Genomic DNA, 25,730 nt, shown 5'->3' with positions numbered 1-25,730 from the left:
CGCTGGGAGAGTTCATCGCCAGCCTGGCGCCGGACCAGCGCCAGTTCCTGTCGGATGCGCTCGCCGTGTACCGCGCGGCCACGCCGAAGCTCGCGGCCTATCCGTCGCGCGCCCTCTACGGCCCGGCGGACGCGCCGGTGAAGGTGCTGGAGTGGACCGACAGCAAGTGCCCCCACTGCAAGATGCTGGTGGAGGAGCTGGCCGCCATCAAGCAGCACGCGCCCCAGGGCATGCTGTCCGTGGAGGCGCGGCAGTTCCCGCTGGACGGCCAGTGCAACCCGGCCATCCCCAACCGCGGTCCGGACGCGCTCAGCGTGCGCTGCGCCGCGGCCCGGGCCACGGTGTGCCTGGAGGGCGCCAAGGACTTCTGGACGCTGCGCGAGAGGCTCTTCGCCGCGCAGGCCTTCCTGGACACCGACAAGGTGATGGAGATCGCCAGCTCCGGCTCCGTGGCGCGCCCGCAGCTGGAGGCGTGCATGACTGCGCCGGAGACCATCGGGAAGCTGCGCCAGGATGTCGAGTACGCCATGCGCTTCAACATCCAGGGCACGCCGCTGGTGCTGGTGAACGGCCGTGAGGTGCCGCCGTTCGCGCCGCTCATCTACGCGCTGGTGCTGGCGAGCGGAAACCCCGACGCCCCCGCCTTCAGCGCCCTGCCGCCTCCGCGCTCGCGTGGCACCGGCTCCCCCGGCCACGAGGGCCACGCCCACCCGTAAGGGGACAGGAGCGCGAAGGACGCCATGGGCAAGCGCGACAAGAAGGACGAGGCCCCGCCGCCGGGGCCCTTCAACAACCCCTTCGCCGCCCTGTCCGCGCAGCGGGACGCGCTGCCCGTGGGAGCGCCTCCGCCCCCGCCCCGGGAGAAGCCGGAGCCCAAGGGCCCCGCGCGCGCCGTGGTGCGCATGGAGCGCAAGGGCCGGGGCGGCAAGGAGGTGACGGTGGTGGAGCAGCTGGGGCTGCCCGCCGCCCAGCTGGACACCTGGCTCAAGGCGCTCAAGGGCGGCCTGGGCTGCGGTGGAGTGGTGGAGGAGGACGCGCTGGTGTTGCAGGGCGACCAGCGCGAACGGCTTCCCGCGCTCCTGGAAGCGCGAGGCGTGCGCAAGGTCATCGTCGGCTGAAAACAGGAAGGGGGCCGGAGGAGAACCTCCCGCCCCCTTCGAAGCACCGCCTGCGCTGGACTACAGCGCGGCGATGATGGCGTCGGTGAACTCGCGCGTGGTGGCGCTGCCGCCCAGGTCGCCGGTGCGCACCTTCGACTCGCCGCCGTAGACCTTCTGGATGGCGTTGGCCATGCGCTGGGACGCCTCACGCAGGTCCAGCCACTCCAGCATCATGACCGCGGACATCATCAGCGCGGTGGGGTTCGCGATGCCCTTGCCCGCGATGTCCGGGGCGGTGCCGTGCACGGCCTCGAAGACGGCGGTGCGCTCGCCGATGTTGGCGCCCGGCACCATGCCCAGGCCGCCCACCAGGCCCGCGCACAGGTCGCTGACGATGTCGCCGTACAGGTTCTCCAGCACCATCACGTCGAAGCGGGTCGGGTCCTTCACCAGCTGCATGCAGAGGTTGTCGACGATGACCTCGTCGTACGCGACCTCCGGGAACTCGCGGCTGACCTTGCGGCAGCAGTCCAGGAAGAGGCCGTCCGACAGCTTCATGATGTTCGCCTTGTGGATGGCGGACACCTTCTTGCGGCCGTTCTTCTTGGCGTACTCGAAGGCGAAGCGGGCGATGCGCGTGGACGCCTTCTCCGTGATGACCTTGATGGCCTCCACGACGCCCGGCACCACGATGTGCTCCAGGCCCGCGTAGAGGTCCTCGGTGTTCTCACGAACGACGACCAGGTCGACGTTCTCGTAGCGCGTCTTGACGTTGGGGACGCTCTTCACCGGGCGCAGGGAGGAGTACAGGTCCAGCCGCTTGCGCAGGCCCACGTTCGCGGAGGGCAGGCCGCCACCCACGACGGTGCCGGTGGGGCCCTTGAGCGCCACGCCGCTGCGGAGCACGGCCTCCACCGTCTCGTGGGGCAGGTTGGTGCCGAACTTGGCCACCACCTCCGTGCCCGCGTCCTTGAACTCGAACTCCAGGGGGACCTTGAGGGCTTCCAGGACGCGGATGGTGGCCGCCGAAACCTCGGGACCGATGCCGTCGCCGTTGATGACCGTCACAATGCGCGTGTTCGCCATGGGGTCGGTTCACACCACAAATCCGGGAGGGCCGGAAGGGCGAAAGCACCCGGGATTCACCCCTGGGCATGGCCCCCATCAGCCCGGGTGGTCCGTCCGGCCGCCCGGCAGGGGGACTTGGCTGACCCGCCCGGGGGCGTGACGGCGGGGGGCCGGCCCCCGCGGAGGGTGCGCCCAACGCATGTGTCGAACGTGTATCGCGCCCCAGGCCCGGAGTGTCTGTCGTTGCCTTCGGGGCAACGGCTGAACTTGCCGTTTGTGGTCTGCGCGTCCTCACGGCGCCAGGCGCTCCCTCGCTGCTCCCTCTGGCGCGCGGGGTGAAGAGGCCCGGCACGCATCGTGCTCATGGGCGACGGCGTCCGGGCCCTGCTGGCCCGTGCGTTCCCCGAGATGAGGCTTTCATGAGTTCGCGCAGAACCCCTGTCCGGCTGCCGCCCCCCGTGCGCTGGGCCATGCTGTCCACCCTGTCGCTGGCGGCCCCCCAGGCGCTGGCGGCCCCCTGCACCCAACCCACGCTGACCGAGTGCTCCAACGTGGACTACCGCGCGTCCTCGTGCGGCCAGGAGAACGACTCCTATTGCCAGGGCCTGATGGAGTCCGAGTGGAAGGCCCGCTACACGACCGCGTCCAAGCGCACCGCGCTGCTGCCCGAGAGCATGGGCGGCGGCGTGGAGTCCGTGGCCGTGCAGCCCAACGCCGTCCTCGACACGCTCTTCTCCGGTTCGGATGAGTCCGTCGTGGGCCAGGTGCAGCGCGGCCAGGTGCTGGCGCGCAAGGACTACAAGAACCTCACCAAGGTGGAGCAGGCGTACAACAAGCAGCGCAATGAGTGGGACGCCAACGGCGTGCTGGAGCGCTCGTGCCAGGAGTACGTGCACGAGAAGCACTACGACTTCAGCCGCTTCGAGCAGAACGCGGGCCGCTTCGGCGACGACTTCCGCGCGGTGTTCACCGCGGCCTACGGCTCCGGAGGCATCGCGGAGCGCACGCTGTTCAGCAAGGACGGGGTGAAGCAGGCGCCCCTCTGGGACGGCAAGACGCGCGTGGAGAAGAACGCGTACTTCCGCTTCGTGCCGGGGCCGTACCCCAAGGGCGCCAAGGGCTACGTCTTCACCTCCGAGGCGGCGCTGAAGGCGAACAACGTGGAGGCCCGTCAGGCGGTGCTGCCCTCGGACGCGTGGCACCAGGCCCTGAGCAAGTCGCTGAGCAAGGTCGCCGACGACGTGCTCAACGATTCGCAGCAGCGCCAGGAGGCCTTCTCCGCCCTGCTGGAGCGGCGCAACGCCGTCTACGCCGGCTGGCAGCGCGAGTCGGAGATGCTGCGCAGCCGCGACTTCAGCACGGTGGAGCTGGATGAGAGGGTCGCCGAGCAGCTGTACGGTCTGGACAAGCAGCTGGAGGAGTCGCTGGTGAAGGCGGACTCCGAGGGCTGCCTCGACACCAGCAAGGCCACGGCGTGTGACTGGAGCCCTCGCCGCTACAAGGCCATGGTGGACGCGGTCATGGTGCCCCGCCGCGAGGCGGACCTGCGCCAGTGCCTCACCGTCACCGGCAACGACTTCGGCGCGGAGAGCTTCATCCGCAACGCGGACCGGCTGAAGATCAAGGGCCTGGACCAGAAGGACTACACGCTCAACCCGACGCTGGTGAATGCGTACGTCAAGGCCATGGCGGAGTACCTGGCGCAGCAGGCGGCGAATCAGCAGCCGCCCACGAACCCGGTCACCATGACCAAGCGCCAGGCGCAGGACTTCTCCGCGGGCGGCTACGCGGGTGACAACAACTTCGGCGGTGGCTATTCGCTGCGCGCGGGCTGGGAGCTGTCCACGCCCGGCTCCGCGTTCACCGGCAACTGGTGCGACACCAACGCCGCCATCTTCAGCGAGCTGGGCCTCTACGCGAACGTGTTCAGCCCGGTGCGCACGGAGATCGCCTGGCTGTCCGGCCGCGCGTCCACGCAGCCCTCCGCCATCCGCGTGGAGCTGGGCGCGCGCGTGCTCGGCAAGTCCGTCTTCACGTTCGACAAGTCCTACCCGGCGCGCTTCACCTTCATCGAGCGCAAGCCCTTCGTGGACAAGGACGCGGCCAAGGCGAGCGCCACCTTCATGGTGTGGTTCATCCCCGTGACGGTGAGCGGCGGCCTGTCCGTGGAGGTGGGCATCGCCACGTCGATGGGCGGCGCCCTGGGCCGTGACTGCGCGCGCAACCTCATCACGCTGGACCTGCTGGGCAGCATCGGGCCCTACGCGTCCGCCAACGGCTTCGTGGCGGTGGCCTTCGGTATCCCGGGCCTCCAGGTGGGCGTGCGCGGCTCGCTGACCATCCTGAGCTTCAGCCTGCCGCTGGAGGGCCGCATCGGCGTCGCGCTGAGCTCGCCCTCGCACCCGACGAACCCCAACACGCTGTACCTGGGCCTGGGGACCAGCCTCAACATGACGCTGCGCTCGCTGGATGGCCGGCTCTCCCTGTTCGGGGAGCTGGGCTTCCTGAAGGTCGAGTTCCCCATCGTGTCGTGGCAGGGCTTCGGCACCAGCACGCAGCTCTTCAACGACCAGCACTACCTGCCGCTCGCGCAGCTCTACTAGCCGCGCTCCCGCATGACCCCGGGGCCGCCTCCAACGGCCCCGGGGAGTGGTTCCCTTCTTCCTTCGACTTTTCCCGCTGGAGTGTTTCATGCGTCGCTCGACCCTCGTTCGTGGCGTGGCTGGCCTGGGTGCCCTGGTGTGCCTGGGGGCGTTGCCCTTCTGGCTGTCCCATCCGTCCTCGTCCGCCGCGACGGTGGAGGCCTCCGAGTCCTCCCACCGGCTGCCGTTGTTCCGCTGGCGCGTGGGCGAGGCGCACACCTTCCACCTCGTCTGGGACGACCTGACGCGCGTGGCGCTGCCCATGCCGGGGCCGGGCGCGAAGGCCCAGGAGCTGGAGGGCGTGCTGCACCTGGACGGCGAGCTCATGCTCCAGGCGTTGGAGTCCCGCGCGACGGGCACCCGGCTGCGCCTGACGCTGCGCCGGCTGGCGCGGCATGAGGCCGTCCTCTCCGGACAGGCGCTGCTGCCCGACGCGGCGGCGCTCCAGGCCCACCTGCCGGACACCGCCAGCGCCTGGTTGGAGCTGGATGCTCGCGGCGCGCTCCAGGCCGTGCGCTTCTCCGAGGCGGAGCCCCCGCTGTTCCGCCAGTTCGCGCAGACGCTGGCCGCGGAGCTGTTTCCCTCCGAGCTGCGCGATGAGCCGTCGTGGACGGCCACCGAGTCCACGCAGACGGGCGACGTGGCGTCGACGTTCGCCTTCGAGCCCGGGGACACCTCGCGGCTGACGCGCCGGAGGACGCGCTACCAGAGCCTGCGCGCGGCGGGCGCGGCGACGGTGGCGAAGCAGGAGCTGGGATCGCTCACGACCTTTGACCGCGACGCGGAGGGACACCTCGTCGCCATCACCCAGGACGAGGTGTTGGACGCGCTGGGCACGGACGGGCGCGCGCTGGTGTCCAAGCGGCTGCGCCTGCGGCTGACGTACCAGTCGCGCGAGATGCAGCCCCTGCCTCCTTCGGATGAGCAGAAGCTCGTGGTGCGCACGCCGTCACAGATCGCCTTCGACACGGACCCGGAGACGGCACAGCTGCGCAGTCAGGCGGAGGGCATGACGGTGGACGAGCTGCTGGAGACGCTGGAGGACGCCACCAGTCCGGATGCCATCGCGGGGCTGGACGTGTTCGCGCGGCGGGCCATCGCGGCGCTGCAACTGGAGCCGAAGCGCTGCCAGGAGTTGACGCGGCTGTTCCTGAAGCCGGGCACGCACCCGGGCATGCGCGAGTTGATGCTGGACCTGCTGGTGGGCGCGGGTCACCCGCAGGCGCAGGCCACGCTGCGCACGCTCCTCCAGGCGCCGGAGGCCCGGGAGCACACGGGCGCGTACGTGATGATGGTGCAGCGCGCGGGGTTCGTGACGAAGCCGGAGCCGGAGATGGGGGTGATGCTCAACGGGCTGCTGGACCGCGCCCGGACGGAGCACGACGTCCCGGTGGAGCGGGCCACGTCGTACGCGCTGGGGGCCTGGTCCTCGCGTTTGAACCCGGAGTCGGCGGAGGCGCGAACGGCGGTGCGGACGCTGGAGAACGCCGTGGCCCAGGCGCCGGGGGACGAGGACCGGTCGCACGCGCTGCGCGCGCTGGGGGGGACGGCGGCGGAGCGGCTGGTGGACGTGGTGCCGCCGCACCTGCGCGCGGAGTCCCCGGACGTGCGGGCCGCGGCCGCGGATGCGCTGCGCCAGGCTCCGCAGGAGCTGGCCACGCGGCTCCTGCTGGACGCGCTGGGGACGGAGAAGGACCGGAGCGTGCAGCGGGCACTGCTGGACGCGCTGAACACGCGGCCGCTGGACGCCGGTGCGCTGGAGCACCTGCGGGCGTGGGTGGTGGCCGGAGGGCTGGCGGCGGGCGAGGAGCCCGCGTTGCTGGCGGTCGCGGCCCAGCACCTGGAGGGGGGCACGCCCGTGTTCCAGATGCTCCAGGCGATCGCGCTGCGGCCGGACCTCCAGGCGCCCACGCGCGCCCGGGTGATGTCGCTGATGGCGCAGGTAGGCGCGCAGCTCGGCGGCTGAGTCAGTGGTCGAACGGGGCGGGCGGGCGCGGCGCGTTGGCGCGCGCGCCCGGGGGCCGCGGGCGCTTGCGGCGCTGGATGGCGTAGGGCCGGTAGAAGGCCTCCCACATCGCCGCCCGGCGTCCGCGCGGCCGGGTGCGCAGTTCGCCCAGCGGCGACCGGATGAAGAAGGACGCGGTGAAGAGGTACGCCGCCGCCACGGTGAGGAACAGCAGCGCGGCCATCACCACCGGCCCCGGAATCCAGGCCACGTGCGCCCGCTCCACGAAGTCCCCGAAGTCGCGCGGCGGACGCGGGTGGCTGTAGACCTTGAAGAACCAGGTCACCAACAGGACGATGAGGATGGGCCCGTACGCGCGGTTGAGCCGCGTCGCGATGGCGGACACCAGCGACAGCTGGATTTGCGGCCGGGACATCTCCACCGCCAGCTCCCGCAGCGCGTCTGGATCCACCGGCTCGCGCCGCAGCATCGGCGCCCACCAGCCGTCCTCCAGCAGGCGCACGCGGCGGTTCCACAGGTCGTAGTAGCGGTAGCGCCGCGCCTCGATGAGCAGGAAGGACACCACCATCCAGATGCCCACCAGGAACGTGACGTGCGAGCTCTCCGGCGACGCGAAGCCGAAGGAGATGACCGCCGCCGTCGTGGTGAGCGCCCAGTTCGTCGTCGTGTCCAGCCGCGTGCGCCACGTGTCCGAGCGGCTCAGCTCGCCACGGAAGAGCTGCGCCATGGCCTGCTGAGATATCTCAGGCTGCTCCAGGTCGTTCTTCCTGTGCTCCTTCGTGCTCATCCGTGCCTGGAAAGGTGGGGACGACCGCTCGCCTTTGCCAGGGCGGCCGGGCAGGCGGGCGCTCGGGACCCGTGATGGAGGCGTTCGTGTGGAACGCCTGACATTGCCGCACCACGAAGAGACGGGGGGCGGGTGGCTGGGCGCCTGGAGCGTGCGCATCGTGCGCCCTTGAGCGTGCCATCTTCCGATACCGCCATCGCCGCGCTGTCAGGCCTGCTCTCGGACGAGGGCGAGCGCATCACGCGCCTGTGGTCCAAGCGCCTGCGCGCGGAGACGTACGAGGTGGAGGTCCCCGGCCGGGACCTGCGCGCACCGCTGCGCTATCTGTTGGACGAGCTTGCCCGGCTGCTCGAGGACCGCGGTGAGGACGCGGTGCGGCTGTGGCCGGAGGTGGTGCGTTCGCACGGGGCCTTCCGGTACGACCAGAACTTCGAACCCGAGGACCTGACCCGCGAGTTCAAGTCGCTCCAGGAGGTGCTGCTCTACGTCTATGCGCGCCGCAACGGAGGCGTCATCCACGCGGACGTGGCGGAGCTGGTGTCGGAGCTGGTGTGGGAGGCGGACGCGTCCGCGCAGGCCTCCTACGCGCGCGTGCTCAAGACGGAGGAGGTGCGCTTCCGCGAGGCGGCGGTGATGGAGTCGGTGCTCAACCACGTGGAGGTGGGCATCCTGCTGGCGGAGACGGACGGCACGGTGTCCTTCGCCTCGCCGCCGGTGAGCCGCCTGATGGGCGTGCCCATGCGCGCGGTGGTGGGCGCGCGCGCCACCGGCTCGCTGGGCCCCGTGCTCACCCAGGTCAACGCGCGGCACCCCACGGGCGAGCCCTTCAAGGTGCAGGACATGCCCTTCCTGCGCGCGCTGCGCGAGAAGGGGCCGGTGCGCGGCGTGATGATGCAGGTGGAGCGCCCCGGCGGTGGGGACGCCACGCTGGAGATGAGCGCCACGCCGGTGTGGGAGGAGGACCAGGTCCTGGCGGGCGTCATCCAGACCTTCAGCGACCGCACCGAGGCCGCGGTGAAGACCAAGGCCCTGGAGAACGCGCACGACGAGGTGCGCAGGCTCCAGGGACAGCTCCTGAGGCGCACCCGGCAGCAGGCGCTGGGGCAGCTGGCGAGCGGAGCCGCGCACGCGCTCAACAACTTCCTCAACGTGCTGCGGCTGCGCATCACGCTGTTGCAACGCGAATACAAGCCCGAGCACGTCGACGCGCTGGACAAGACGGTGCGCAACATTGGCGAGTTGGTGGCGCGGCTGCAGGAGTTCAACGTGCAGCGCACCGAGGAGCACCTGGGCAACGTGCCGGTGGACCAGACGGTGCGCGAGGCGCTGGAGCTGGCCCGGGGCGAATTGGAGCAGCGCGAGCACCCGGTGCACACGGAGCTGGACCTGGGCTTCCCGTGGGGCGTGAACGCGGACGCGGGCTTCTTCCGAGAGCTCATCGTCAACCTGATGCTGTCCGCGCGCGACCGCATGGAGGGCGGCGGCACGCTGGTGATTCGCTCCCGTCCGGCGGCGGAGGACTGGCTGGACCTGCGCATCGAGGACGGGGGAAGGCCCTATGCGCAGGATGAACTGGCGGGCCTGTTCGACCCGCTGCGCAGGGACCCGGGGGCGCCGCAGTTCTCGCTGTTCCTGGCGGTGGCGCGCACGCAGGTGCAGCGCTGGGGCGGAGAGCTGACGGTGGAGAACCGGCGCGACGGCTCGGGCGCGAGCTTCCTCGTGCGGCTGCCGCGCTTCCGCGACGTTTCGGCCGGCGCGCCCGAGCCCACCGCGCAGCCACCCGCGCAGGCGCCGGGACGCATGCCGCGCATGCCCGGGCGCGCGCGCCGCGTGCTGGTGGTGGACGATGATTTGGACAACGCGCGGATGATGGCGGAGGTGCTGGGCGAGGAGGGCTACGACGTGCAGGTGGCGCACAGCCCGGACGTGGCCCTGCGCATCTGGGAGAAACACCCCTACGACGCCGCGCTGCTGGACGCGGTGATGCCGGAGATGACGGGCTGGGAGCTGGCGCGCGAGCTGCGGCAGCGCACGCCCCAGGCGCTGCTGGCCATCGTCACCGGCATGGACGTGCGGGGACAGAACCGCGCGAGCCTGGCGCAGGTGGATGCGGTGTTCCGCAAGCCCATCGACGTGGGCGCATTGGACGACTTCCTCTCCCAGCACCGGGGAGAGGAGGAGTCCTCTGAACCGGAAGACACGCACGACACAACGCACTGACGGGCCTGGAGCTCCGGCGGCTTTTCACTTTGTCGTCCCGCGCCTCAATCCATCGAAGTGAGGAGGTCGGAGGGGGTAGAGTCCGCGCGTGATTTCCCCGGCGGAACTGGAGCGCCTGCGCCGCAAGGTGGAGGCGGGTGAAGTGCTCAGCGGCGCGGAGCTGGAGGCGCTGCGTGACGAGGCCGCGCGCACGCCTGGACCCACGCTGCGTCTCACCGTGGCGCATGCGCTGATCAATGCGGATGCGGAGCGCGAAGCCCTGCCGTTGATGCAGGCCCTGCGGCGTGATTTCCCCAAGGACCTCCAGGTGCGCCTGGGGCTCGCGCGAGCGCTGCTGGGCCTGGAGCGGCACCGGGAAGCGGAAGCCGAGCTGCGGGATGCGCTGGTCCTGAGCCCCGGCGACCCGGAGGCCCTCAAGGTGCTGGCCGTGCTCGCGCTGCGGCAGGGAGAGGGTGCGCGCGCCCGCGCCTACGTGGCGGAGGCCGTGGAGCGGGACCCCTTCGACGCGGAGGCGAAGCTGCTGCGCGCGGAGCTGGAGGCCGCGGACCTGCCTCCGCCGCCCGCGCCCGAGGAGCAGGTGCTGCGCCCGGAGTTCACCGCCGCGCTGACCGCCGCGTTGGGACGCGCGGGCGTGGCGTTCCGGCGCCAGGGCCGCGACCTGTTGGTGAAGCTGGCCTCGGGTGGCGTGGGCCGCGTGGACGTGGGCTCGCTGTACGCCGCGTATCAGGAGGCACCGGGCACGCAGGGGCTCACCGCGCACGTGGAGGCGCTGGCGTCGAGGCTGGGCGGATTGTCCTCGGGCGTGGGGCCCACGGGGATGTCATTGGACGCGCTGCGCCCGGTGCTGCGGCCCCAGGGCTTCGTGGCGGGGACCCAGGGCGCGCTGTTCCGTCCAGGGCCCGAGGGGCTGGAGGTCTTCTACGTCCTGGAGGACGCGGAGTTCGTGCGCTACCTGCCGGCCTCCGCGCTGAAGGAAGCAGGGCTCACGCTCGAAGCGGTGGACGCGGCGGCGTGGCACAACCTGGAGCTGCGGCCCGCGGACGTGCGGCCCGTCGTCATCGACCAGGGCGAGGTGCGGCTGGCGGAGGCGTTCTCCGGCATCTGGGCGGTGGCGGGCGGCGACGGGCATGACGGCGCACGACTGCTCACGAAGGCACAGCGCCGCAGGCTGGATGCCGCCACGGGCGGAGGCCCGCTGCGCGTGAGCCTGGGCCGGCGCGAGGTGGCGCTCCTATGCCGCGACTCGGATGGTGAGTCTGTGCGGAGGCTCGCCACGCTGGGGCACGCGCCGGATGGGGTGCCCGGAGCGTTCGTGCTGGAGGGTGATGTGTTGCGGAGCGCGTGACCTACGCGCCGAGCGCCCGCTGATACGCCTTCAAATCCTGCTCGCTGAAGAGGACCACGGTGACGCGCTCCAGCTCTGGCCGCCGCGCCAGGGCCGCGCGGATCTCCCGCAGGGCGATGGGCGCGGCCCGTTCAATGGGGAAGCCGTAGGCGCCCGTGGAGATGGCGGGGAACGCCACCGTGCGCAGCCCGTGCTGCTCCATCAGCGCGAACGTGCTCCGGTAGCACGAGGCCAGCAACTCATCCTCGCCGCGGTCCCCGCCCCACCACGAAGGACCCACCGCGTGGATGACGTGGGCCGCGGGCAGCCGGTAGCCCTTTGTGATGCGGGCCTCTCCGGTGGGACAGCGGCCCACGGTGCGGCACTCCGCGACCAGCTCCGGACCCGCCGCGCGGTGGATGGCACCGTCCACGCCGCCGCCACCCGACAGGCCGGAGTTCGCCGCGTTCACGATTGCGTCCGCCGCGACGCGCGTGATGTCTCCCTGGAGCAACTCCAACCGTTCCGTCATCCCGCGCTCCCCACCGGCAAGGTCTCCACGAACCGCACCTCCCGGAAGCCCAGCGTGAGCAGCAGCCCCCGCAGCGAGCGCTCCGCAGACTGACGCGCCTTCTCCTGGAGGCGCCGGTCCTGTCGCACTTCTTTTTCGAAGGCCAGTCGCGCCTTCTCCAGCAGCTGTGCCGTCTGCGCGCTGTCCAGGTTGGAGTCGATGATCTCCGTCTCCCCGGGCCGCAGGGCCACCGTCACTTGCATCGGCGGCAGGAGCACGTCCACGCGCGTGCCCACTGCGCGCAGGTGGCTGGAGTCGAAGCGCTGGAAGTCGAACCCCAGGTGCGCGTCCGCGAACACGATGGCGCGGCCGTGCGGGTTCTGGAGCGTGTAGCTGGCCCAGAGCAGCACGTCCTTCCACAGCGCGTCCGTGGCCTGGGGCTCCGGCGTGAACGTGACCTTCTTGTAGAGGGACACGTCCAGCGTCTCCAGCCGGGCCACCTCCCGCATCTGCTCCACCACCGCCGCCGTGTCCGGCAGCCGGGGGGACGCGGGACGCAACAGCACCCAGGCCCCCAGCGCGCCGAGCGCGACGGCGGCGAGGAGGGACAGCGCTCGCGAGACGTTCTTCGCCATGGGCGGGAAGTCTACCCGCTTCCGGAACGGGGGCGTCCTGGGGCAGCGTGCGGACGCGGGCTTCCGGACAGGCGCTCGCGAAGGAGAGGCGCACGGTGGAGCTGACGGACGCGGAGGTGGAGGCCCTGGGCTCGCGGGGGTACTTCGTGCGGGACGGCTTCCTCGGTGAGGCGCGGGCGCTGGAGGTACGGGCCGCGGCGCTCGCGCGCGTGGAGGCCGCGACGCTGAAGCCCGCGGGCATCCGGCGCGGCGCGGACCATGCGCTCGAGACGTCCGTGCGTGGCGACCACATCGAATGGGTGCTGCCCGGCGCCGCCCCCGAGCTCGAAGCCCTGTGGCTTCGCTTCCAGTCGCTGGGAGAGGCCGTGTCCTCGGGTGCGTACCTGGGGCTGGGGCGCTTCGATTTGCAGCTCGCCTGCTACCCCGGCGGCGGTGCGCACTACGCCCGTCACCGCGACGCGTTCCCGGGCCAGTTCAATCGCCGGCTCACCGCCATCTGGTACGCGAACGCCGATTGGATGCCGGAGCACGGCGGCGTGCTGCGCCTGTTCCCGGAGGACACCGGCGCCCCGGTGGAGGTGGCGCCGGTGCTGGACCGCCTGGTGGTGTTCCTGAGCGAGCGGCTGGAGCACGAGGTGATGCCCGCTCATGCGACCCGCCTGGCCCTCACCGCGTGGTTCTACGGCCGGGGCACCTGAGCGCTACAACGCCTCCACGCGTTCTATCCCGCGTCGAACGCGCTGCCCGCGTCGAACGCGCTGCCTGCGTCGTAGAACGGCCCCGCATCGAACGGACCGGGGCCCGCGTCGTAGCCCGCGTCCTGGGACGGACCGGTGCCCTCCAGCGTGCCGACGATGTAGATGTCGCCCGTCCCGGTGCCCGGGCAGTTCTGCTGATTGCGCTTCAGCTGGAGCTGCGCGTACGCCACGGAGCCCTGGTACACGTCCACGGCCGTGCTGCCGGCGTACACCTCCAGCCCCGCCCGGTTGTAGGCCCTCACCTCCACGACGCGCCGGGGCCCGACAGGGATGTTGCTCAGGTAGCCTTCGATGTAGCCGTTCCCCACGTAGAGGGATTGGGGGTACGAAGGCGGGAGGTCCTGCGCGCTCACGGTCGCCGCGGCTGACGTGACGCCGCACGCGTCACCCGCGAGCGAGATGCTCATCTTCACGGACTCGGTGCCCTCGGGGTTTTCGAAGTCCTCGGTGCCGGCGCCGCAGGCCGCGACCATCAGCGCGCAGCTGGTCCCCAGTACGAATCCCCATCCGGTTCGCTTCATGTGGTCCCTCTCCCTGGTGGCGCGTCGTTCGCGCGACCTTGAGACACGCACCCCGTCCGGGTTGGGACATGCCCCGTGACGAAAGTGCGGGACGGCAACGGCGCGGAGAGGAAATGGGGCCCCGCCTGCCTGCTCCACGGCCGGCCCGGACGCGGACGGATTCCAGGGGGAACGACGGCGTCCATGACCCCTGTCGCGTAACGGGGGCGTGTCTAGGTTCTTCCCCAGTCATCTTCGTACGGGGGATCGAGAGCATGTTCCAGAACAGGACGAAGCGTCACTGGGTGGTGGGACTGGCGTTGGGGGCGTCCATGACGTTCCTCGCCGGCTGCGGCAGCTCGAAGGCCGCGCGAGTGGACGACGCGATGATGGCGCGCGTCCCCGAGGACCAGCTGGGCGCGGTGCGTGATGCGCAGCTGGCCCGCACCAAGGCCGCCGACAACGTGACGCGCGCCGAGGTGGCGGTGCGTGACGCCGAGCGCGCCTCGGAAGTGGCCCGCCGCAATAGCGACGCCGCCAAGAGCCGCATGGAGGCGGAGAAGGCCGCCGTGAAGGCCGCCGAGGCCACCGGCCAGCAGAGCCCCATCGCGTCGGCGAAGATCCGGCTCCAGGGCGCCGAGGCGGGGCGCGTCGCCGCGGACGCCGAGGTGGCCTGGCACGACCGCAAGACGGAAACCGCCAAGGCGGAGAAGGACCTGCGCGCCGCCGAGCTGAAGGTGGCGGACTCGGAGCTCAACCTGGCCCAGTTCAAGGCGCTGGAGCGCAGCGGGGACGTGCGCGCCAAGAACATGTCCGAGGCGAACTTCATGTCCGTCGTCGCGGAGACCAAGCGCGAGGTGGAGGACGCCCGCCGCCGCGTGGACGAGCAGAAGCGCGTGGAGCAGGACGCCCGCGCCGAGTGGCAGCGGCTGCGCTCGGAGGCCCCGCAGGGCTACGGCGGCAGCGGCTCCGCGGACTGACGCTCCAGCGTGAAGCACGGAAGGGAAGGCCCCGGGCACTCGTGAGGGTGCCAGGGGCCTGTCCCGTGCGTGGGGCTACTCCACCTTCAGGGTGGCGGCGCCCTTCAGGTCGCGCTGGAGCGTGAGCCAGAGCGCCTTGCCCTCCGCATCCACGGACGCGAAGTAGTCCGTGTCCGCGATGAGCGACTTGCCGTCCAGGGTGACCGTCGTCGGCGCAGTGGCGGCGGTGTAGCCGTGCACCACCACCATGGGGCGCGCGAGCGTGCGCCCCGCGGTGTCGAACGCCAGCGTCACGCGGTTGGAGGCGGCGTCCGCTTCCCACGTGGCGTAGACGGGGTTGTAGCCAGCGACGTCGTAGGTGACGGAGTCGGTCCGGCCCACGCCGCCCGGGCCGCGCGTGCGCACGGTGCCCTCGGAGGCGGTGAGCTTCACGCCCTGCCAGGCCTCCACCTCCGACACGAGCGACAGCACGGGGCTGGCCGTGTGCGTGCCCAGCACCATGAAGACGGAATAGCTCTGGTAGGGATGGCCGGAGAGCATCACGCCGTCATCACCCAGGCGCGGGTACTGCGACAGGCCCACCGCGCCGAAGTTGCTGCCCCACGCGAGCCGGTGGGAGTTGGTGACGGAGGGCAGCTCGTACTGGTTGAGCTGGTAGGGCCAGTTGTAGTCCACGGGCATGGGGCCGTTGGCGTGGCGCGTGCCCCACTCCGGATACAGCCAGTAGCCGCCCGCGGGCTTCTGCTCCCACGTCTGGGTCTGCACCGCGCCCATCTCCGCGTCCGGAGCGGCGGTCCACATGCGCGTGTAGGGGACGACGTTGGGTTCGCGGTAGTCCCAACCGGTGTTCATCGTCACGGGGGAGGACAGCGTGACGAAGCGATATTTGTCGCCCCAGCCCAGGCCGGCGATGTCCGTGCTGGCGTTGCCGTCGAAGGCGAGGTCGCCGTAGGGCGAGCGCACGTCGGCTTCAATCTGGTTCGCGGGGAAGCCGGACGCGTCGTGGGTGATGGCATACAGCGGGTGGTCCCGGCCGGTGGCGAACAGGTACTGCACGGTCACCTGCACCACGCGGCCGTCCAGCGACAGCGGCCACTTCAGTTCGTGCAGCGCGTGGTGCGCGCCCTTGAAGACGAAGCGGCCGGAGCCGCGCACGTCCTGCGTCCAGGCGCCCCACGTCTGGCCATCTTTCAGGTGACTGGTCACCATGCCCCAACCGGGAACCTGGGAACTCTGGCCGTCGCAGGTGCGCTCGGCGCCCGCGACCTCGTAGGTGTAGCGGCGGATGTAGCCGCCGTTCCAGCCCGCGGGATCCGCCGCGTCGTTGCGCACGAGCGACACGGAGCGCACGTGACAGTCGCGGTCGCGCCAGACGTAGCGGTCGGTCTTGAAGCCGCTCAGGTCCCGGGCGCACTGCAACCGCAGGGGCGCGCACGTCCCGCTGGCCGGGTCGATGGAGTTGCTCTCCTCGCAGGGGTCGGTGACGGGGTTGGGGTTCTCATCACCGGGGCGCACGTCCTTGCCGCCACAGGCGGTGAGGCTCAGGGCCAGCAGGGCCACGGTGTGTCGAGCAGAGGGGAGGGTCATGGTTGATCTCGAAGAAGTGGGAGCGCAGGCTTGCCACCCTCACGCACGGTGATGCAAGCCCCCACGCGGAGCGCCAGCGCATTGTGTTGTTCCCGAAGCGGGCGAGCAGCCGAGCGGTGGCGGGCACGGCGGAGAGGCCCCGGGGCATGAGGGCCGTGTCCACCGTACGGGCATGGCGAACGGACGGTGGCTCGTCTCGGTGGGACTCCTGGGCCTCTTCTCGGTGCCGGCGGTGGCGGCGGAAGGGGTGCAGGGGCGGGTGCAGGAGTTCTTCCTCGGAGATGGAGCGCCGCCGCAGCAGCGGGGGCAGGTGGAGCTGGGCACGGGGCTGGAGTGGACGCGTCAGGACGATGAGACGCGCTTCGAGCTGCCGGTGCGCGGCGAGTACGGCCTGAGTGACCGCGTGCAGGTGGAAGCGAAGGTGGCGCTGACGACGCCGGAGGATCCGCGCGGGTTGGATACAGCGGAGGCGGGCATCGGCCTGGCGCTGATCAATGACAGCCGGCGGGGCTTCACGCTGAGCGTGGGCATGGACCTGGAGGCCACTCGCGACATGACGGACGACCGGTTCCGCCCGGGCTTCGCGCCGTACCTGCTGGCGTATCAGGACGTGGGGCCGGTGGGCTTCAACCTCCAACTGAAGGCGGAAGAGCTGCCTGGGGTGCGCGGGCTGGGGAACGAGCTGCATCCGGACTTCGCGGCCGGAGCGGTGCTGGCCTTGGGACCGCTTCGGCCCATGGTGGAGGCGGGGTGGAGGGACGAGGACGGTGCGTCCACCGTGCTCCTGTCACCGGGGCTGCTGGCGCGCCCGCTGAAGTCCCTGGAGTTCGGCGTGGCGGTGCCCTGGAGGTTCCACGCAGGGGGAGCTCGCGACGTGGGCGTGATTGGGATGCTGACGTGGCAGGGCGGTGGGGCGTAGCGGGTGGTTTGGCTCACGCGGGGTCCAGGGACCAGGTCCCTTCTTCCCAGCGCTTCAGTGCCTCCTGCGCTTCGAAGGGGATCAGCCCCTTGCCCTTCGCAGCCTCCTCCAACACTGCCTTGGCTTCGGCGGTGCGATACCGCAGGAGCAGTGCCGCCGCTGCCGTTCGAACATCCATCCGTGGATGGGTGAAGAGAGTTGCGAGCGCGTCCCGACCGACATCGCCGTGGGTCCTCATCCGTTTGAACGCCGCAATGGATTCATCCGCGTGCTTGTTCGCGGCGTTCGCGTCGCCTCGCCAGATGGCATCGGTTTGCGCCGCCGCATGCTGCGCGAACTTCGCGACGAGCTTCTGAAGGTCTTCCGTCACCAGGGTCCGTCTCCGAATGCTCTTCATTGCGCGGAGCCCAAACGCAGCTGTGATTATGGAAACGTCACGTTGCCCAGCGTGATGGTGCGCGGTCCGTCCTCCCAGAGCTTGAGGGCGTACGGTCCCTGGATACTGGCCTCGGGGGCTTCAGCCTCGACCACGATGCTTCGGGCCTGGGTCAAGGGACTGGATGGCTCCTGCCAGACCCTGAGCACCTGCAATTCCGCTCCGCTCCTGCCTCGAAGTGTCGCTCCCTTCAAGTTCCAGGGCTGCGCTCCCGCCTTCGTCGCCAGCGTGACCACGACGGCAACAGCCCTCTTGGCGCGGTAGGTAATGACGGAGGCCGCCTCCAGGGCATTACCAGAAGACGGAAGGATGTCCTGGGTCACGACGCGACCCACCACACCCTCCTTATCCAGGGTGCCGGTGGAGAGGAGCCCCGCCAGTCCGGCTGGGGCCTCATGCTCAGCCACCAACCGTGAGCTCTCGTCCCGGCAGCGCTCCAACTCCGCACGGACTTCCCGGATCTCTTGTTGATAGGTCTCGAGCGTCCGCTTCCCGCGATAGACCTCAATGACGGGCACCGTCTTCGCGGGATGCACCTGAAGGAGAAACGAGGCACTCACCGGAGCCGCGCCATCCTTGAAGCGCACGACGAGCCGGAAGTGCTCGCCAGGGATGACACGCGAAGAGGGGACCAGGCGGAGCGTGGCCTGACCGACGTCCACCAGGGTGAAGCGCTCCCGACCTTCCAGTTCGATGCCGTCACGCATCAGGTCCGAGTCAAAGTAGAGGCCCGTGGAGAGCCCTGCACTGACCGCGATTTCCGCGACGAATGGAGTTCCCTCCGGAGTCAGTTCGATGCGCCGGGCGCCCGGCACGGAGGCTGAACTCTCGGATTGAGCGAATGCCCCCGCACTCGCGAGCACGAGCGCCAGGAAGACAATCGTGGATGAAGAGGGCACTTGGCGGCATCTCCCAGGCAGGCCTGCTACTCGAACTCACGCACTGCCTTCACGCTCACCGTGGTGAAGACCCGGGCGCTCGACGGGGAGTCGTCTCCAGGCTCCCTCGGCAGGCCCCGGCCTCCCACCTCCGCGTAGACCTCAAGGCACACGGGAAAGCTGTCGCCTTGTTTGGTCTCCGCCCACGTCAGGCGCCCGTAGACGCGGTCTCTCACGATGAGCCGGCCTGACAGTGCCGTACCGCCCAGCAGGCTTCCCACGTTCTGGGCCAGTAGAAATTGTGTAGGGCCGTCGGACACCGAGATGACGCGCGGTCGCGAGAAGTCGAAGGCTGCGATGTACTCGTCCCCCATCCTGAGGCCCCGTTCCTTCATGGCCTTCACCGCTCCCACCGGGCAGGGCTCTGGCGGCGGAGGTGGACGTACCTGCGTACCGGGGCATCCCAGCAACGCAGTGCAGGTGGCCATGCCCGCAGCTCGGGTCATGACGCTCCGGACCTTCTTCGCTGGCTTCGAGGAGGGTGGAAGGGCGGGAGTCTCTGGTGTCTGCGTCGTCACGGTGGTGGCAACCTCCTGGAGCGTCGCGGGAAGTGCGACGGCCGCGGCGATGGCCTCTGTCCCGTTGGGAGCCACGGCCCGGTCAGATTGAGTCGACTTGTCAGTGGGCGCTACTTCCTGACGAAGCGTGACTGCTCCTGAAGGCCCCGCTGCCCCGCGCAGCAGCAGCGCGCCCGCAGTGATCAGCACCAGGGCCGTCACCACCACCGCCCACGCGCGCAAGGAATGTCGTGGCTTCGGCGGCGTTGCTCCGGCTGGCGTCGGTGGCGCCTCCGGTGGCGCGCGCACGCCCCGCCGGGGCCGGTGGCGGGGACGGTTCCGCCACTTCTCGAAGCTGTCCAGCTCGCTCTCCGTCGTCGCGGTGTCTTCACCGAACGCGTCGCACAGGGGCACATCCCACGTCGCATCCGCGCCTCGCAGGACCTCCTCCAACGCGGCCACGACGGTCAGGGCGCTCGGTGTGCGCGCTTCGGGCGTCTTCTCCAGCAGCCGCAGGCACACGTCGCTCAACGCAGGAGGCACGCGCTCATTCGCCTCGTGTGGTGGCACGGGCGGCTGGGTGAGAACGGCTTCGATGAAGCTCGCGTCGTCCTCGCCATTGAAAGGCCTGCGCCCCGTCAGCAGCCAGTAGAAGACCACGCCCATCGCCCAGAGGTCATCCGCCGCGCCCGCCTCGTAGCGGGCCCCGAGCACCCGGGCATACTGCCGGAAGTACCTCCACGCTTCGGGCGCGCGGTAGTCCGGCGTCCCGGGCGGGAGGATGTCCACCGTCAGCTCACGCGCGCCGGTGTAGTCGCCAATGCCGAAGTCCACCAGCTTGGCCGGGCCGTCCGAGGCGCGCACCATGATGTTGGCCTCCTTCACGTCCCGGTGCAGCACCCCCTCCGCATGCGTCGCGGCGAGCGCCCGCGCCACGTCCAGCAACACCCGCGTCACCCGGCGCGCGGAGGGATTCTCCTCGTCGGCCCAGAGGTCCAACCTGCGTCCGTCCACGTACTCCATCACGATGATCGCGAAGCGCGGCTCGCGTGGGGGCCACAGCCCGTAACCCTGGAGGCCCACGACGTGGGGGTGGTGAAGCTTCAGGAGGATGGAGACCTCCCGTTCCACCCGCTCGCCGGCACGTGGCAGGTACAGCAGCTTCAAGGCGAATGGCTGTCCCGCGTTGCGCGCGAGGTACACCGTGCCGAAGCCGCCCTGTCCCAGCTGGCGCTCCACCGTGTAGCCCAGCACCTCCGCCCCGGGTGCCAGGATGGCGGGGGGTGGCCTCATGGCGTCCTCATTCCAGGTTCATGTATTTCGCGCATGCGGCCTCCTCGCGAAGGCCCGAGGGTCCCCAGCGCATATCTCGGATACGCTGCGCGCCCTCCATGAATGAAGAACTCGGCATCACCATTGGCACGGCGGCGCGCGCCGCCCGCGAGCATCTGGGACTGACGCAGGCCGAAGTCGCCGAGCGCATTGGACTGGTACACCCCGTCTACAGCCGCCTGGAGCGCGGCAAGATGCTGCCCAGCGTCCCGTCCCTCTATCGCCTCTGCCAGGAGCTGCGCGTCTCCCCTGAAACGCTGTTGGGCCTGACTCCGTCGGGTGAGGTGCGCAAGGGGGCGAAGAAGCAGTCGCCCCGGGAAGAAGGCGACGCGCCGGACCTGCGACGCCTTCTGCACCTCGCGCGCAAGCTGGACGCGGAGAAACTGGACGCACTCCTCCATGTCGCCTCCGCCCTGGCGCGTTGAGGCGCTACTCCTCCGCCAGGTCTTCCTCGAAGAGGCCGCCCTCGCCAAACTCCACCACGTCCCGGAGCACGCGGCCCTCCGCCAGCAACCGCGCGACTTCCGCCGCGGCCTCCTGGCGCCCGTAGCCCGGGTGCCGTCTGGCCAGGGCCGAGCGAAGGGCGTCGCGCAGGTCCGCCGCGGTGGCGAACCGTTCTTCAGGCTCGGAGCGCAGGGCCCTGTGCAGCAGTTGCTTCACATCCGGTGAGAGCTGTCCCACCGCTGCCTCGACCTCCGTCGGGCCGAAGCAGGCCAGCAACACCCGCATCTGCGTCAGTGGCAGGGAAGGGAGGAACTCGACCTGCAACGGGCGCAGTCCCTCGGGCCGCCGGGGCACGTCCTGCACGTCGAAGAGATGCTTGCTGGTGAAGAGCTCCACCAGCAGTACGCCCAGGCTGAAGACGTCCGAGCGTGGCGACAGTGTCTGCCGCTCCAGGTATTCGGGAGAGGCATAGGCCACGTCACCTCGGACGAGGCTCGCGGGTGACTCCTCGCGTCCGATGACCACCGAATAAGCCGCTCCGAAGTTCACGAGCTTCACCTCGCCGTGCATCCCCACGTAGACGTGCCGGGGATTGACGTCGCGGTGGATGATTCCCAGCGGCTTGCCCGCGTCATCCGTCAGCGTGTGCGCGTGGTGCAGCGCTTCCGCCAGCTCCGCTCCCACGTAGAGGGCGAAAGACTCGGAGACGGGCTGGCCGCGCGCCACGCTCGCGCTCACCAGTGTCTCCAATGAGGGACCGTCGACGTACTCCATGACCACGTGCAGCGAGTCCTGGTGCACCTTGCGGTGGAACACCTGGGCGATGGCGGGGTGACGGAGCCGGAAGGCCAGCAGGATCTCCGCTCCCAGCCGTGTGCGGCGTGGGGTGGTGGAGGGATTGGCCAGCCGCCGCACGAAGCAGAGTCCGGGCAGGGTGTCCCCTTGTTCCGGAAAGCGGCGGGCGAGCATCAGCACCTCCCCTGTCTGCATCCGCACCAGTTCGCGAATGGCCTCGTAGCGGACGCCCTCGATGGTGAAGAGGGGCCGGGGCCGGTGGGGCGTGGGCGGCAGGGGATGACTGAACGGTGCGGCCCGGGAGCGGGCCGGCTCACTGTCAGATGGGGGCGTCGGCATGAACTCCTCGGGGCCAGGGCTCGGCGCGGCGGCGCCATCCGGGAGTCTGGATGTCATGGACCTGAAAAGTCCATTGGATTTGGACTTTAAAGGTCTGAATGGAGGTGGCGCGCGCTCCGCATGGGCATGTTCAGTCCTCCGTGAACTTCAGGTTCCCGGCCCGCCACTCGCTGAGCGTCATCTCGGCGTCGAGTCGCACCACGCCCGCGGGACCCTGGGCCAGCCGCTCCAGTTCCGCCTCCGCGAGCACGGGCGCGAATTCCAGAGCATGGGATGCGGCCCAGAGGCGAACGCGAGGATTGCTGTCTTGCAGCAGTCCCGTCAGCGCCGAACGTCCGGCCTCTCCCCGATTGCGCAGCTCCCGCCAGGCGGCCATGAGCCTGGCGTACTGAGTATTGGCAGCCCGGTGCTTGCCTTCGACGGACGCTTGTCCGTGCAACTCGGCTGCTTCCGCGTAGGTTCGAACGAGTGAGTGCTGAGCCATTTTCTCAAGCAGGGTCCAGGGACCAGGTCCCCTCTTCCCATCGCTTCAGCGCCTGCTGCGCCCCAAATGAGAACAGCCCCTTGCCCTTCGCCGCTTCTTCAAGCACCGCCCGAGCCTCTGCGTTCTTGTAGCGAAGCAGGCAAGTCGCGGCGGTGGTTCGAACATCTATCCGAGGATGCGTCAGCAGCACCGCCAATGCTTCACGCCCAGGATCCCCAAGGGCACGTAACTGGTCGAATGCCGCGATGTATCGATCCGCGTGCTTGTTTCCGGTTTTCGCGTCGCCTCTCCCGATGGCGTCCGTTTGCGCGGCCACGTTCTGTGCGAACTCCTCGACCGTCTCTTCGGTTGTCATGGCAGGGTCCCATTCTTTGCATGGTCGACCATCATCAAGCCGAACTCTCTCTGCGCTGCATACGGCTGCGCACTCAACCACTGTCGCACCGTGAGGCTGTTGGAGCCTGTCATCTGAAAGCTCTTCGACGAATAGAACGCACTCACCGAGTTATGAACTGCCTTGTCGAGCGGGATGACGTTCTCCACGTTGTGGAGCGCCTGGGGCCCGAAGCGCGTCACGTTCCCGTCGGTTTGCTCCACGACGTGGTGCCACTCCTTCCCATTCCCCGCCGGCCCCATGGCCCGCTTGAACGACTTGAAGGACGAATAGCCCTTTGGCCCGCTCGGTGGTGAACCTCCACCGCTTCCATCTCCCGAGCCTGAATCATCGCCTCGCTGGAGGATGATGGCCGCACCGGGAGCGCCGCTCAACACCGCCGCCGTGCGCCCCACGGGGACCGAGATGCGCTCCAGCACCAGCGCGCCCTCCGCTGACAGCGACAGCACGGGCACCGTGGCGTCGATACCCGACGCCAGCCCCTTCAGTGTCCGCGTCGTGGCCGAGGTTGCGCCCCAGATGGCGACGACGCTCGTCGCCAGCCGGGCCGTCTCGCGGATCTGCTCGCCGGCCGTCATGTACTGGAACCGCTCCCAGTACTCGGGCGAAGACGCGATGAGGGCTGCGATGCCCGCGGGAAGATTGCGCAGTCCCGCGATGCTGTCCGCGGGGCGGGAGAGGACCTGTCCTAGCGCGTGGTACAGCTCAACGAAGGCGTCCTCCGCGCCATCCAGTGAGCGGTTGACGACGTCCGCGTCGTCGTACACCTCGGCCAGCGGCCTTGAGTCCGACGCCCGGAGTTGCGCATCGACCGGACGGAAGACTCCGCCCCTGCCGCTGTAGAAACGTCCCAGCTCGAAGTTGCCCGCGCGGAAGGCGCCGTTCCTCCACGCGATGGGCGCGACCTTCTGCTGGGTGCGCCCATTGAGCGCCCACGCGAGGTATCCATCTGGCCGCAGCACCGCCACCTGCTCGCGGGCGAAGCGCGTCACCCGCCGCGCCAGCTCCTCGCGGGAGACCTCTCCGCGCTCCAACACCTCTCGCAGCAGGAACCCCGCCACCATTCGCGGCGGGAAGGTTCCGAGCGTCACCGGCTTCTCCATCAGCCGGCCCAGCACCTCCACTGCGTCGTCTGGCGTGAAGGGATTGCGGCGCAGGGGCAGTTCGTCCACGTCCTCCAGCCCGGCGCGGACCAGCAACTTCTCGAAGGCGTCCACGTCCAGCAGGCCCATCTGCAGGGCCTGCCGCGAGACCTTCCCGGAAGGTGCGAGGATGACCGTCCCCACCGGCATGCGGACAGGTTGACCCCGGTGGAGTCGTTGACTGCCTGTCTCCTCGCCGGACTCATCCGATGCATGCGAGGCGCTCTGTCGGAAGGCCCGTGAACTCCCTCTCGTGGAGGAATTCTCCACGCCCGCACAGCCCACCATCAGCCAGGCCGCGAACAGCGCCACGACAGCCACGCGCATCGTCTGCCTCCTGGAAGTGAGGACACTCCGGTCCGGGATGACGGCGGCATCGACAGGATGCCGCCGTCACCCTTCCGGAGGACGCTGCCTATGGCCCCGTCAGGCGGTTCAGCGTGAAGGAGGGCCGGTTCCACGTCCCGCCGGGGAAGCTCACCGCGGAGGATGCCGCCATTCCACTGGGACTGCCCGCCGAGCCATTGACGGTGAAGGTGCCCGCGGCCGTCGCCGAGGTCGACGTCGTTCCGGTGCAACCCGGGCAGAGGTTCGTGCCGGTGATGTACGCCATCGGGAAGCTCAGCGACGTGGAGGTGCTGCTCACCACGCCCTGCAGCCATACCGGGTTGCTGCCCTGGTAGACGGTCAGGTTGACGACGTGGGTGTTGCCTTGCGTGTTGAAGCTGGCACCCCAGCCGGGCTCCGCGCCGTTGTACCAGAGGCCATTCAGGTTCATCACGGAGCTGCCGCTACCGAACGCCAGGAATTGGATGGGCTCGTTGCCGGAGAGCGAACCCAGCGTCCAGTAGAAGCGCCACAGTCCGCTGCTGTAGGTGATGCGCATCGTCCCCACCACGGACAACGTCGCGCTGGAGCCTGTCCAGGTGGTCTTGATCAGATCGCCCCGCCACTCGCCGGGCTCCGCGAAGAGGAAGGCCTGGTACCAGATGGGCACGCCCGCGGACGTGTACGTGTACCAGGTGACGTGGATCTGGTCGGAGGCGAGGTGCTGGATGTCCAGGCCGTTGCCGGAGCGCGCGGGGTTGTACCAGGGGCCCTTGTCCGGGCGGGGCGGGAGATTGGTGTAGACGGCCGCCGCCGCGTTGATGCGGCCGGTGCCGCAGTTGCTCCCGCAGCCGGAGACCGCCGTCGCGGTGGACTTGATGCGCGCGGTGACCTGCGCGGGCGTCATCGAGGGCTTCTGCGAGAGGATGAGCGCGGCGAGGCCCGCGACGTGCGGAGAGGACATGGAGGTGCCGCTCAGGTAGCGGTGGCAGTAGTCACCCGCCAGCAGCGTGGCCCCCGGCTTGCCAATGGCCCAGGCCGAGACGATCTGATCCGTGCCGCTGTACGGATCCCATGTATTGGGGTCCGCGGGGCAGCCAATGCCCTGGCCGTAGAAGCCGGCGCTGGCGGTGCCACCTGGAGCGATGACGTCGACGCGAGAGCCGCCGCTGCTCCACGGCGCCCGCGCACCGGCCTGCGTGCTGGCGCCCACGGCGATGACGCCGGTGCAGGAGGCAGGCGTGATGTTCGCCGTCAGCAGGCCCGCCACGCCGTCGTTGCCACCGGCGGCGACCACCACCACGCCCTTGCCGACGGCGTAGGTCACCGCGCTCTGGATGTCGGGGTAGTTCGCGCAGGGATAGACGGCCGTGGGGGCGTTGGGGTTGTAGGCCGTCCCGAAGCTCATGTTGATGACGCGCGCGCCGTTGTCCGCCGCGTACCGGATGGCCTCGTCAACCGCGGACAGAAGGACGCCGTTGCTGGCAGTGGAGACCTTGACGGGCATGAGCTGACAGCCCCAGCAGACGCCCGCGCCACCCACGCCGTTGTTCGTGCGCGCCGCGAGGATGCCGGCCACGTGCAAGCCGTGGTGGTAGGTGTTCG

The 25,730-nt window shown here is 70.0% G+C and carries 24 protein-coding genes; 10 read left to right on the top strand and 14 right to left on the bottom strand.

Annotated features, from left to right (window positions below):
* Both D7Y11_RS29035 and D7Y11_RS29030 read left to right on the top strand, forming a co-directional pair.
* The coding region (locus D7Y11_RS29035) for a thioredoxin domain-containing protein (RefSeq protein WP_158642010.1) at positions 1-716 on the top strand (716 nt) is incomplete at its 5' end.
* Between the two features lie 24 nt (positions 717-740).
* Complete coding sequence (locus D7Y11_RS29030; protein WP_120579116.1) at positions 741-1,118, top strand: translation initiation factor; 378 nt, start codon at positions 741-743, stop codon at positions 1,116-1,118.
* A gap of 60 nt (positions 1,119-1,178) precedes the next feature.
* On the opposite strand, the gene D7Y11_RS29025 is transcribed toward D7Y11_RS29030, so the two are convergent.
* Entirely contained in the window at positions 1,179-2,186 is a 1,008-nt protein-coding gene (locus tag D7Y11_RS29025) for an isocitrate/isopropylmalate dehydrogenase family protein (protein WP_120579115.1), read from the bottom strand.
* Positions 2,187-2,587: 401 nt separating this feature from the next.
* Here D7Y11_RS29025 and D7Y11_RS29020 point away from each other — a divergent pair, with 401 nt between their 5' ends.
* A complete protein-coding gene (locus D7Y11_RS29020) occupies positions 2,588-4,771 on the top strand; it encodes a hypothetical protein (protein WP_126935312.1) in 2,184 nt (727 codons plus the stop codon).
* A gap of 88 nt (positions 4,772-4,859) precedes the next feature.
* Positions 4,860-6,776 carry a HEAT repeat domain-containing protein gene (locus tag D7Y11_RS45245; RefSeq protein ID WP_126935311.1) on the top strand — a complete coding sequence of 639 codons (1,917 nt, stop codon included), beginning with the start codon at positions 4,860-4,862 and terminating at the stop codon, positions 6,774-6,776.
* A gap of 1 nt (position 6,777) precedes the next feature.
* Here D7Y11_RS45245 and D7Y11_RS29010 read toward each other — a convergent pair whose 3' ends face one another.
* On the bottom strand, positions 6,778-7,563 hold the full coding sequence (locus D7Y11_RS29010) for a DUF2270 domain-containing protein (protein ID WP_120579112.1): 786 nt from the start codon (positions 7,561-7,563) through the stop codon (positions 6,778-6,780).
* A gap of 174 nt (positions 7,564-7,737) precedes the next feature.
* Between D7Y11_RS29010 and D7Y11_RS29005 the strand changes: the two genes are divergently transcribed.
* Positions 7,738-9,783 carry a hybrid sensor histidine kinase/response regulator gene (locus tag D7Y11_RS29005; RefSeq protein WP_126935310.1) on the top strand — a complete coding sequence of 682 codons (2,046 nt, stop codon included), beginning with the start codon at positions 7,738-7,740 and terminating at the stop codon, positions 9,781-9,783.
* A gap of 88 nt (positions 9,784-9,871) precedes the next feature.
* The gene (locus D7Y11_RS29000; RefSeq protein WP_120579111.1) at positions 9,872-11,128 is read left to right on the top strand and encodes a tetratricopeptide repeat protein; all 1,257 of its coding nucleotides are present in this window, start codon (positions 9,872-9,874) and stop codon (positions 11,126-11,128) included.
* Position 11,129: 1 nt separating this feature from the next.
* Here D7Y11_RS29000 and D7Y11_RS28995 read toward each other — a convergent pair whose 3' ends face one another.
* Positions 11,130-11,639 (bottom strand): O-acetyl-ADP-ribose deacetylase, encoded by a 510-nt coding sequence (locus D7Y11_RS28995; protein WP_126935309.1) that lies wholly within the window; start codon positions 11,637-11,639, stop codon positions 11,130-11,132.
* Positions 11,636-12,253 carry a DUF4230 domain-containing protein gene (locus D7Y11_RS28990; RefSeq protein WP_121754379.1) on the bottom strand — a complete coding sequence of 206 codons (618 nt, stop codon included), beginning with the start codon at positions 12,251-12,253 and terminating at the stop codon, positions 11,636-11,638. The genes D7Y11_RS28995 and D7Y11_RS28990 overlap by 4 nt, the downstream gene beginning before the upstream one ends.
* A 47-nt stretch (positions 12,254-12,300) precedes the next feature.
* Here D7Y11_RS28990 and D7Y11_RS28985 point away from each other — a divergent pair, with 47 nt between their 5' ends.
* Entirely contained in the window at positions 12,301-12,951 is a 651-nt protein-coding gene (locus D7Y11_RS28985; RefSeq protein ID WP_233605101.1) for a 2OG-Fe(II) oxygenase, read from the top strand.
* A gap of 23 nt (positions 12,952-12,974) precedes the next feature.
* Here the strand turns inward: D7Y11_RS28985 and D7Y11_RS28980 are convergent, their stop codons facing one another.
* Positions 12,975-13,532 carry a hypothetical protein gene (locus tag D7Y11_RS28980; protein ID WP_120579107.1) on the bottom strand — a complete coding sequence of 186 codons (558 nt, stop codon included), beginning with the start codon at positions 13,530-13,532 and terminating at the stop codon, positions 12,975-12,977.
* Between the two features lie 254 nt (positions 13,533-13,786).
* Between D7Y11_RS28980 and D7Y11_RS28975 the strand changes: the two genes are divergently transcribed.
* Entirely contained in the window at positions 13,787-14,491 is a 705-nt protein-coding gene (locus tag D7Y11_RS28975) for a hypothetical protein (RefSeq protein ID WP_126935308.1), read from the top strand.
* A 75-nt stretch (positions 14,492-14,566) separates the two neighbouring features.
* Here the strand turns inward: D7Y11_RS28975 and D7Y11_RS28970 are convergent, their stop codons facing one another.
* Positions 14,567-16,078, bottom strand: coding sequence for a hypothetical protein (locus D7Y11_RS28970; protein WP_126935307.1), 1,512 nt, complete (start codon positions 16,076-16,078; stop codon positions 14,567-14,569).
* A 172-nt stretch (positions 16,079-16,250) separates the two neighbouring features.
* On the opposite strand from D7Y11_RS28970, the gene D7Y11_RS28965 reads away from it, so the two are divergent.
* On the top strand, positions 16,251-16,997 hold the full coding sequence (locus D7Y11_RS28965; RefSeq protein ID WP_158642009.1) for a hypothetical protein: 747 nt from the start codon (positions 16,251-16,253) through the stop codon (positions 16,995-16,997).
* 13 nt (positions 16,998-17,010) lie between these two features.
* Here the strand turns inward: D7Y11_RS28965 and D7Y11_RS28960 are convergent, their stop codons facing one another.
* From D7Y11_RS28960 to D7Y11_RS28950, 3 genes are read right to left on the bottom strand one after another with little or no spacing between them, the layout of a single operon-like run.
* Positions 17,011-17,367, bottom strand: a complete 357-nt coding sequence (locus tag D7Y11_RS28960; RefSeq protein WP_233597248.1) for a DUF2019 domain-containing protein — start codon at positions 17,365-17,367, stop codon at positions 17,011-17,013.
* A 53-nt stretch (positions 17,368-17,420) separates the two neighbouring features.
* A complete protein-coding gene (locus D7Y11_RS28955; RefSeq protein WP_126935305.1) occupies positions 17,421-18,332 on the bottom strand; it encodes a DUF2381 family protein in 912 nt (303 codons plus the stop codon).
* Between the two features lie 26 nt (positions 18,333-18,358).
* Positions 18,359-20,161: a serine/threonine-protein kinase gene (locus D7Y11_RS28950; RefSeq protein WP_121754385.1), complete on the bottom strand. Its 1,803-nt coding sequence runs from the start codon at positions 20,159-20,161 to the stop codon at positions 18,359-18,361.
* A gap of 98 nt (positions 20,162-20,259) precedes the next feature.
* Here D7Y11_RS28950 and D7Y11_RS28945 point away from each other — a divergent pair, with 98 nt between their 5' ends.
* Positions 20,260-20,625 carry a helix-turn-helix domain-containing protein gene (locus D7Y11_RS28945; protein WP_121754386.1) on the top strand — a complete coding sequence of 122 codons (366 nt, stop codon included), beginning with the start codon at positions 20,260-20,262 and terminating at the stop codon, positions 20,623-20,625.
* Between the two features lie 4 nt (positions 20,626-20,629).
* Here the strand turns inward: D7Y11_RS28945 and D7Y11_RS28940 are convergent, their stop codons facing one another.
* From D7Y11_RS28940 to D7Y11_RS28920, 5 genes are all read right to left on the bottom strand, one after another.
* Positions 20,630-21,835 (bottom strand): serine/threonine-protein kinase, encoded by a 1,206-nt coding sequence (locus tag D7Y11_RS28940; RefSeq protein WP_233607421.1) that lies wholly within the window; start codon positions 21,833-21,835, stop codon positions 20,630-20,632.
* Positions 21,836-21,908: 73 nt separating this feature from the next.
* Positions 21,909-22,262 carry a DUF2019 domain-containing protein gene (locus D7Y11_RS28935; protein WP_126935304.1) on the bottom strand — a complete coding sequence of 118 codons (354 nt, stop codon included), beginning with the start codon at positions 22,260-22,262 and terminating at the stop codon, positions 21,909-21,911.
* A gap of 4 nt (positions 22,263-22,266) precedes the next feature.
* A complete protein-coding gene (locus D7Y11_RS28930; protein ID WP_120597046.1) occupies positions 22,267-22,617 on the bottom strand; it encodes a DUF2019 domain-containing protein in 351 nt (116 codons plus the stop codon).
* A complete protein-coding gene (locus D7Y11_RS28925) occupies positions 22,614-24,125 on the bottom strand; it encodes a hypothetical protein (protein ID WP_126935303.1) in 1,512 nt (503 codons plus the stop codon). The genes D7Y11_RS28930 and D7Y11_RS28925 overlap by 4 nt, the downstream gene beginning before the upstream one ends.
* Before the next feature lie 88 nt (positions 24,126-24,213).
* Positions 24,214-25,730: S8 family serine peptidase (locus tag D7Y11_RS28920; protein WP_148139236.1), on the bottom strand; the 1,517-nt coding region annotated here is incomplete at its 5' end.

Source organism: Corallococcus sp. AB018, assembly GCF_003986945.1.
Classification (GTDB): domain Bacteria; phylum Myxococcota; class Myxococcia; order Myxococcales; family Myxococcaceae; genus Corallococcus; species Corallococcus exiguus.
Note: the sequence above shows the minus strand (reverse complement) of the source record. Positions and strands in the feature narration are given on the sequence as shown.

What these genes read in the sequence shown, in the direction of transcription:
- D7Y11_RS29025 (WP_120579115.1), bottom strand. Translation starts at nt 2,186, where the DNA reads ATGGCGAACACGCGCATTGTGACGGTCATCAACGGCGACGGCATCGGT.
- D7Y11_RS28930 (WP_120597046.1), bottom strand. Translation starts at nt 22,617, where the DNA reads ATGACAACCGAAGAGACGGTCGAGGAGTTCGCACAGAACGTGGCCGCG.
- D7Y11_RS28965 (WP_158642009.1), top strand. Translation starts at nt 16,251, where the DNA reads ATGGCGAACGGACGGTGGCTCGTCTCGGTGGGACTCCTGGGCCTCTTC.
- D7Y11_RS45245 (WP_126935311.1), top strand. Translation starts at nt 4,860, where the DNA reads ATGCGTCGCTCGACCCTCGTTCGTGGCGTGGCTGGCCTGGGTGCCCTG.
- D7Y11_RS28980 (WP_120579107.1), bottom strand. Translation starts at nt 13,532, where the DNA reads ATGAAGCGAACCGGATGGGGATTCGTACTGGGGACCAGCTGCGCGCTG.
- D7Y11_RS29010 (WP_120579112.1), bottom strand. Translation starts at nt 7,563, where the DNA reads ATGAGCACGAAGGAGCACAGGAAGAACGACCTGGAGCAGCCTGAGATA.
- D7Y11_RS28925 (WP_126935303.1), bottom strand. Translation starts at nt 24,125, where the DNA reads ATGCGCGTGGCTGTCGTGGCGCTGTTCGCGGCCTGGCTGATGGTGGGC.
- D7Y11_RS28995 (WP_126935309.1), bottom strand. Translation starts at nt 11,639, where the DNA reads ATGACGGAACGGTTGGAGTTGCTCCAGGGAGACATCACGCGCGTCGCG.
- D7Y11_RS28975 (WP_126935308.1), top strand. Translation starts at nt 13,787, where the DNA reads ATGTTCCAGAACAGGACGAAGCGTCACTGGGTGGTGGGACTGGCGTTG.
- D7Y11_RS28990 (WP_121754379.1), bottom strand. Translation starts at nt 12,253, where the DNA reads ATGGCGAAGAACGTCTCGCGAGCGCTGTCCCTCCTCGCCGCCGTCGCG.
- D7Y11_RS28945 (WP_121754386.1), top strand. Translation starts at nt 20,260, where the DNA reads ATGAATGAAGAACTCGGCATCACCATTGGCACGGCGGCGCGCGCCGCC.
- D7Y11_RS28940 (WP_233607421.1), bottom strand. Translation starts at nt 21,835, where the DNA reads ATGACATCCAGACTCCCGGATGGCGCCGCCGCGCCGAGCCCTGGCCCC.
- D7Y11_RS28935 (WP_126935304.1), bottom strand. Translation starts at nt 22,262, where the DNA reads ATGGCTCAGCACTCACTCGTTCGAACCTACGCGGAAGCAGCCGAGTTG.
- D7Y11_RS29030 (WP_120579116.1), top strand. Translation starts at nt 741, where the DNA reads ATGGGCAAGCGCGACAAGAAGGACGAGGCCCCGCCGCCGGGGCCCTTC.
- D7Y11_RS28950 (WP_121754385.1), bottom strand. Translation starts at nt 20,161, where the DNA reads ATGAGGCCACCCCCCGCCATCCTGGCACCCGGGGCGGAGGTGCTGGGC.
- D7Y11_RS28970 (WP_126935307.1), bottom strand. Translation starts at nt 16,078, where the DNA reads ATGACCCTCCCCTCTGCTCGACACACCGTGGCCCTGCTGGCCCTGAGC.
- D7Y11_RS29020 (WP_126935312.1), top strand. Translation starts at nt 2,588, where the DNA reads ATGAGTTCGCGCAGAACCCCTGTCCGGCTGCCGCCCCCCGTGCGCTGG.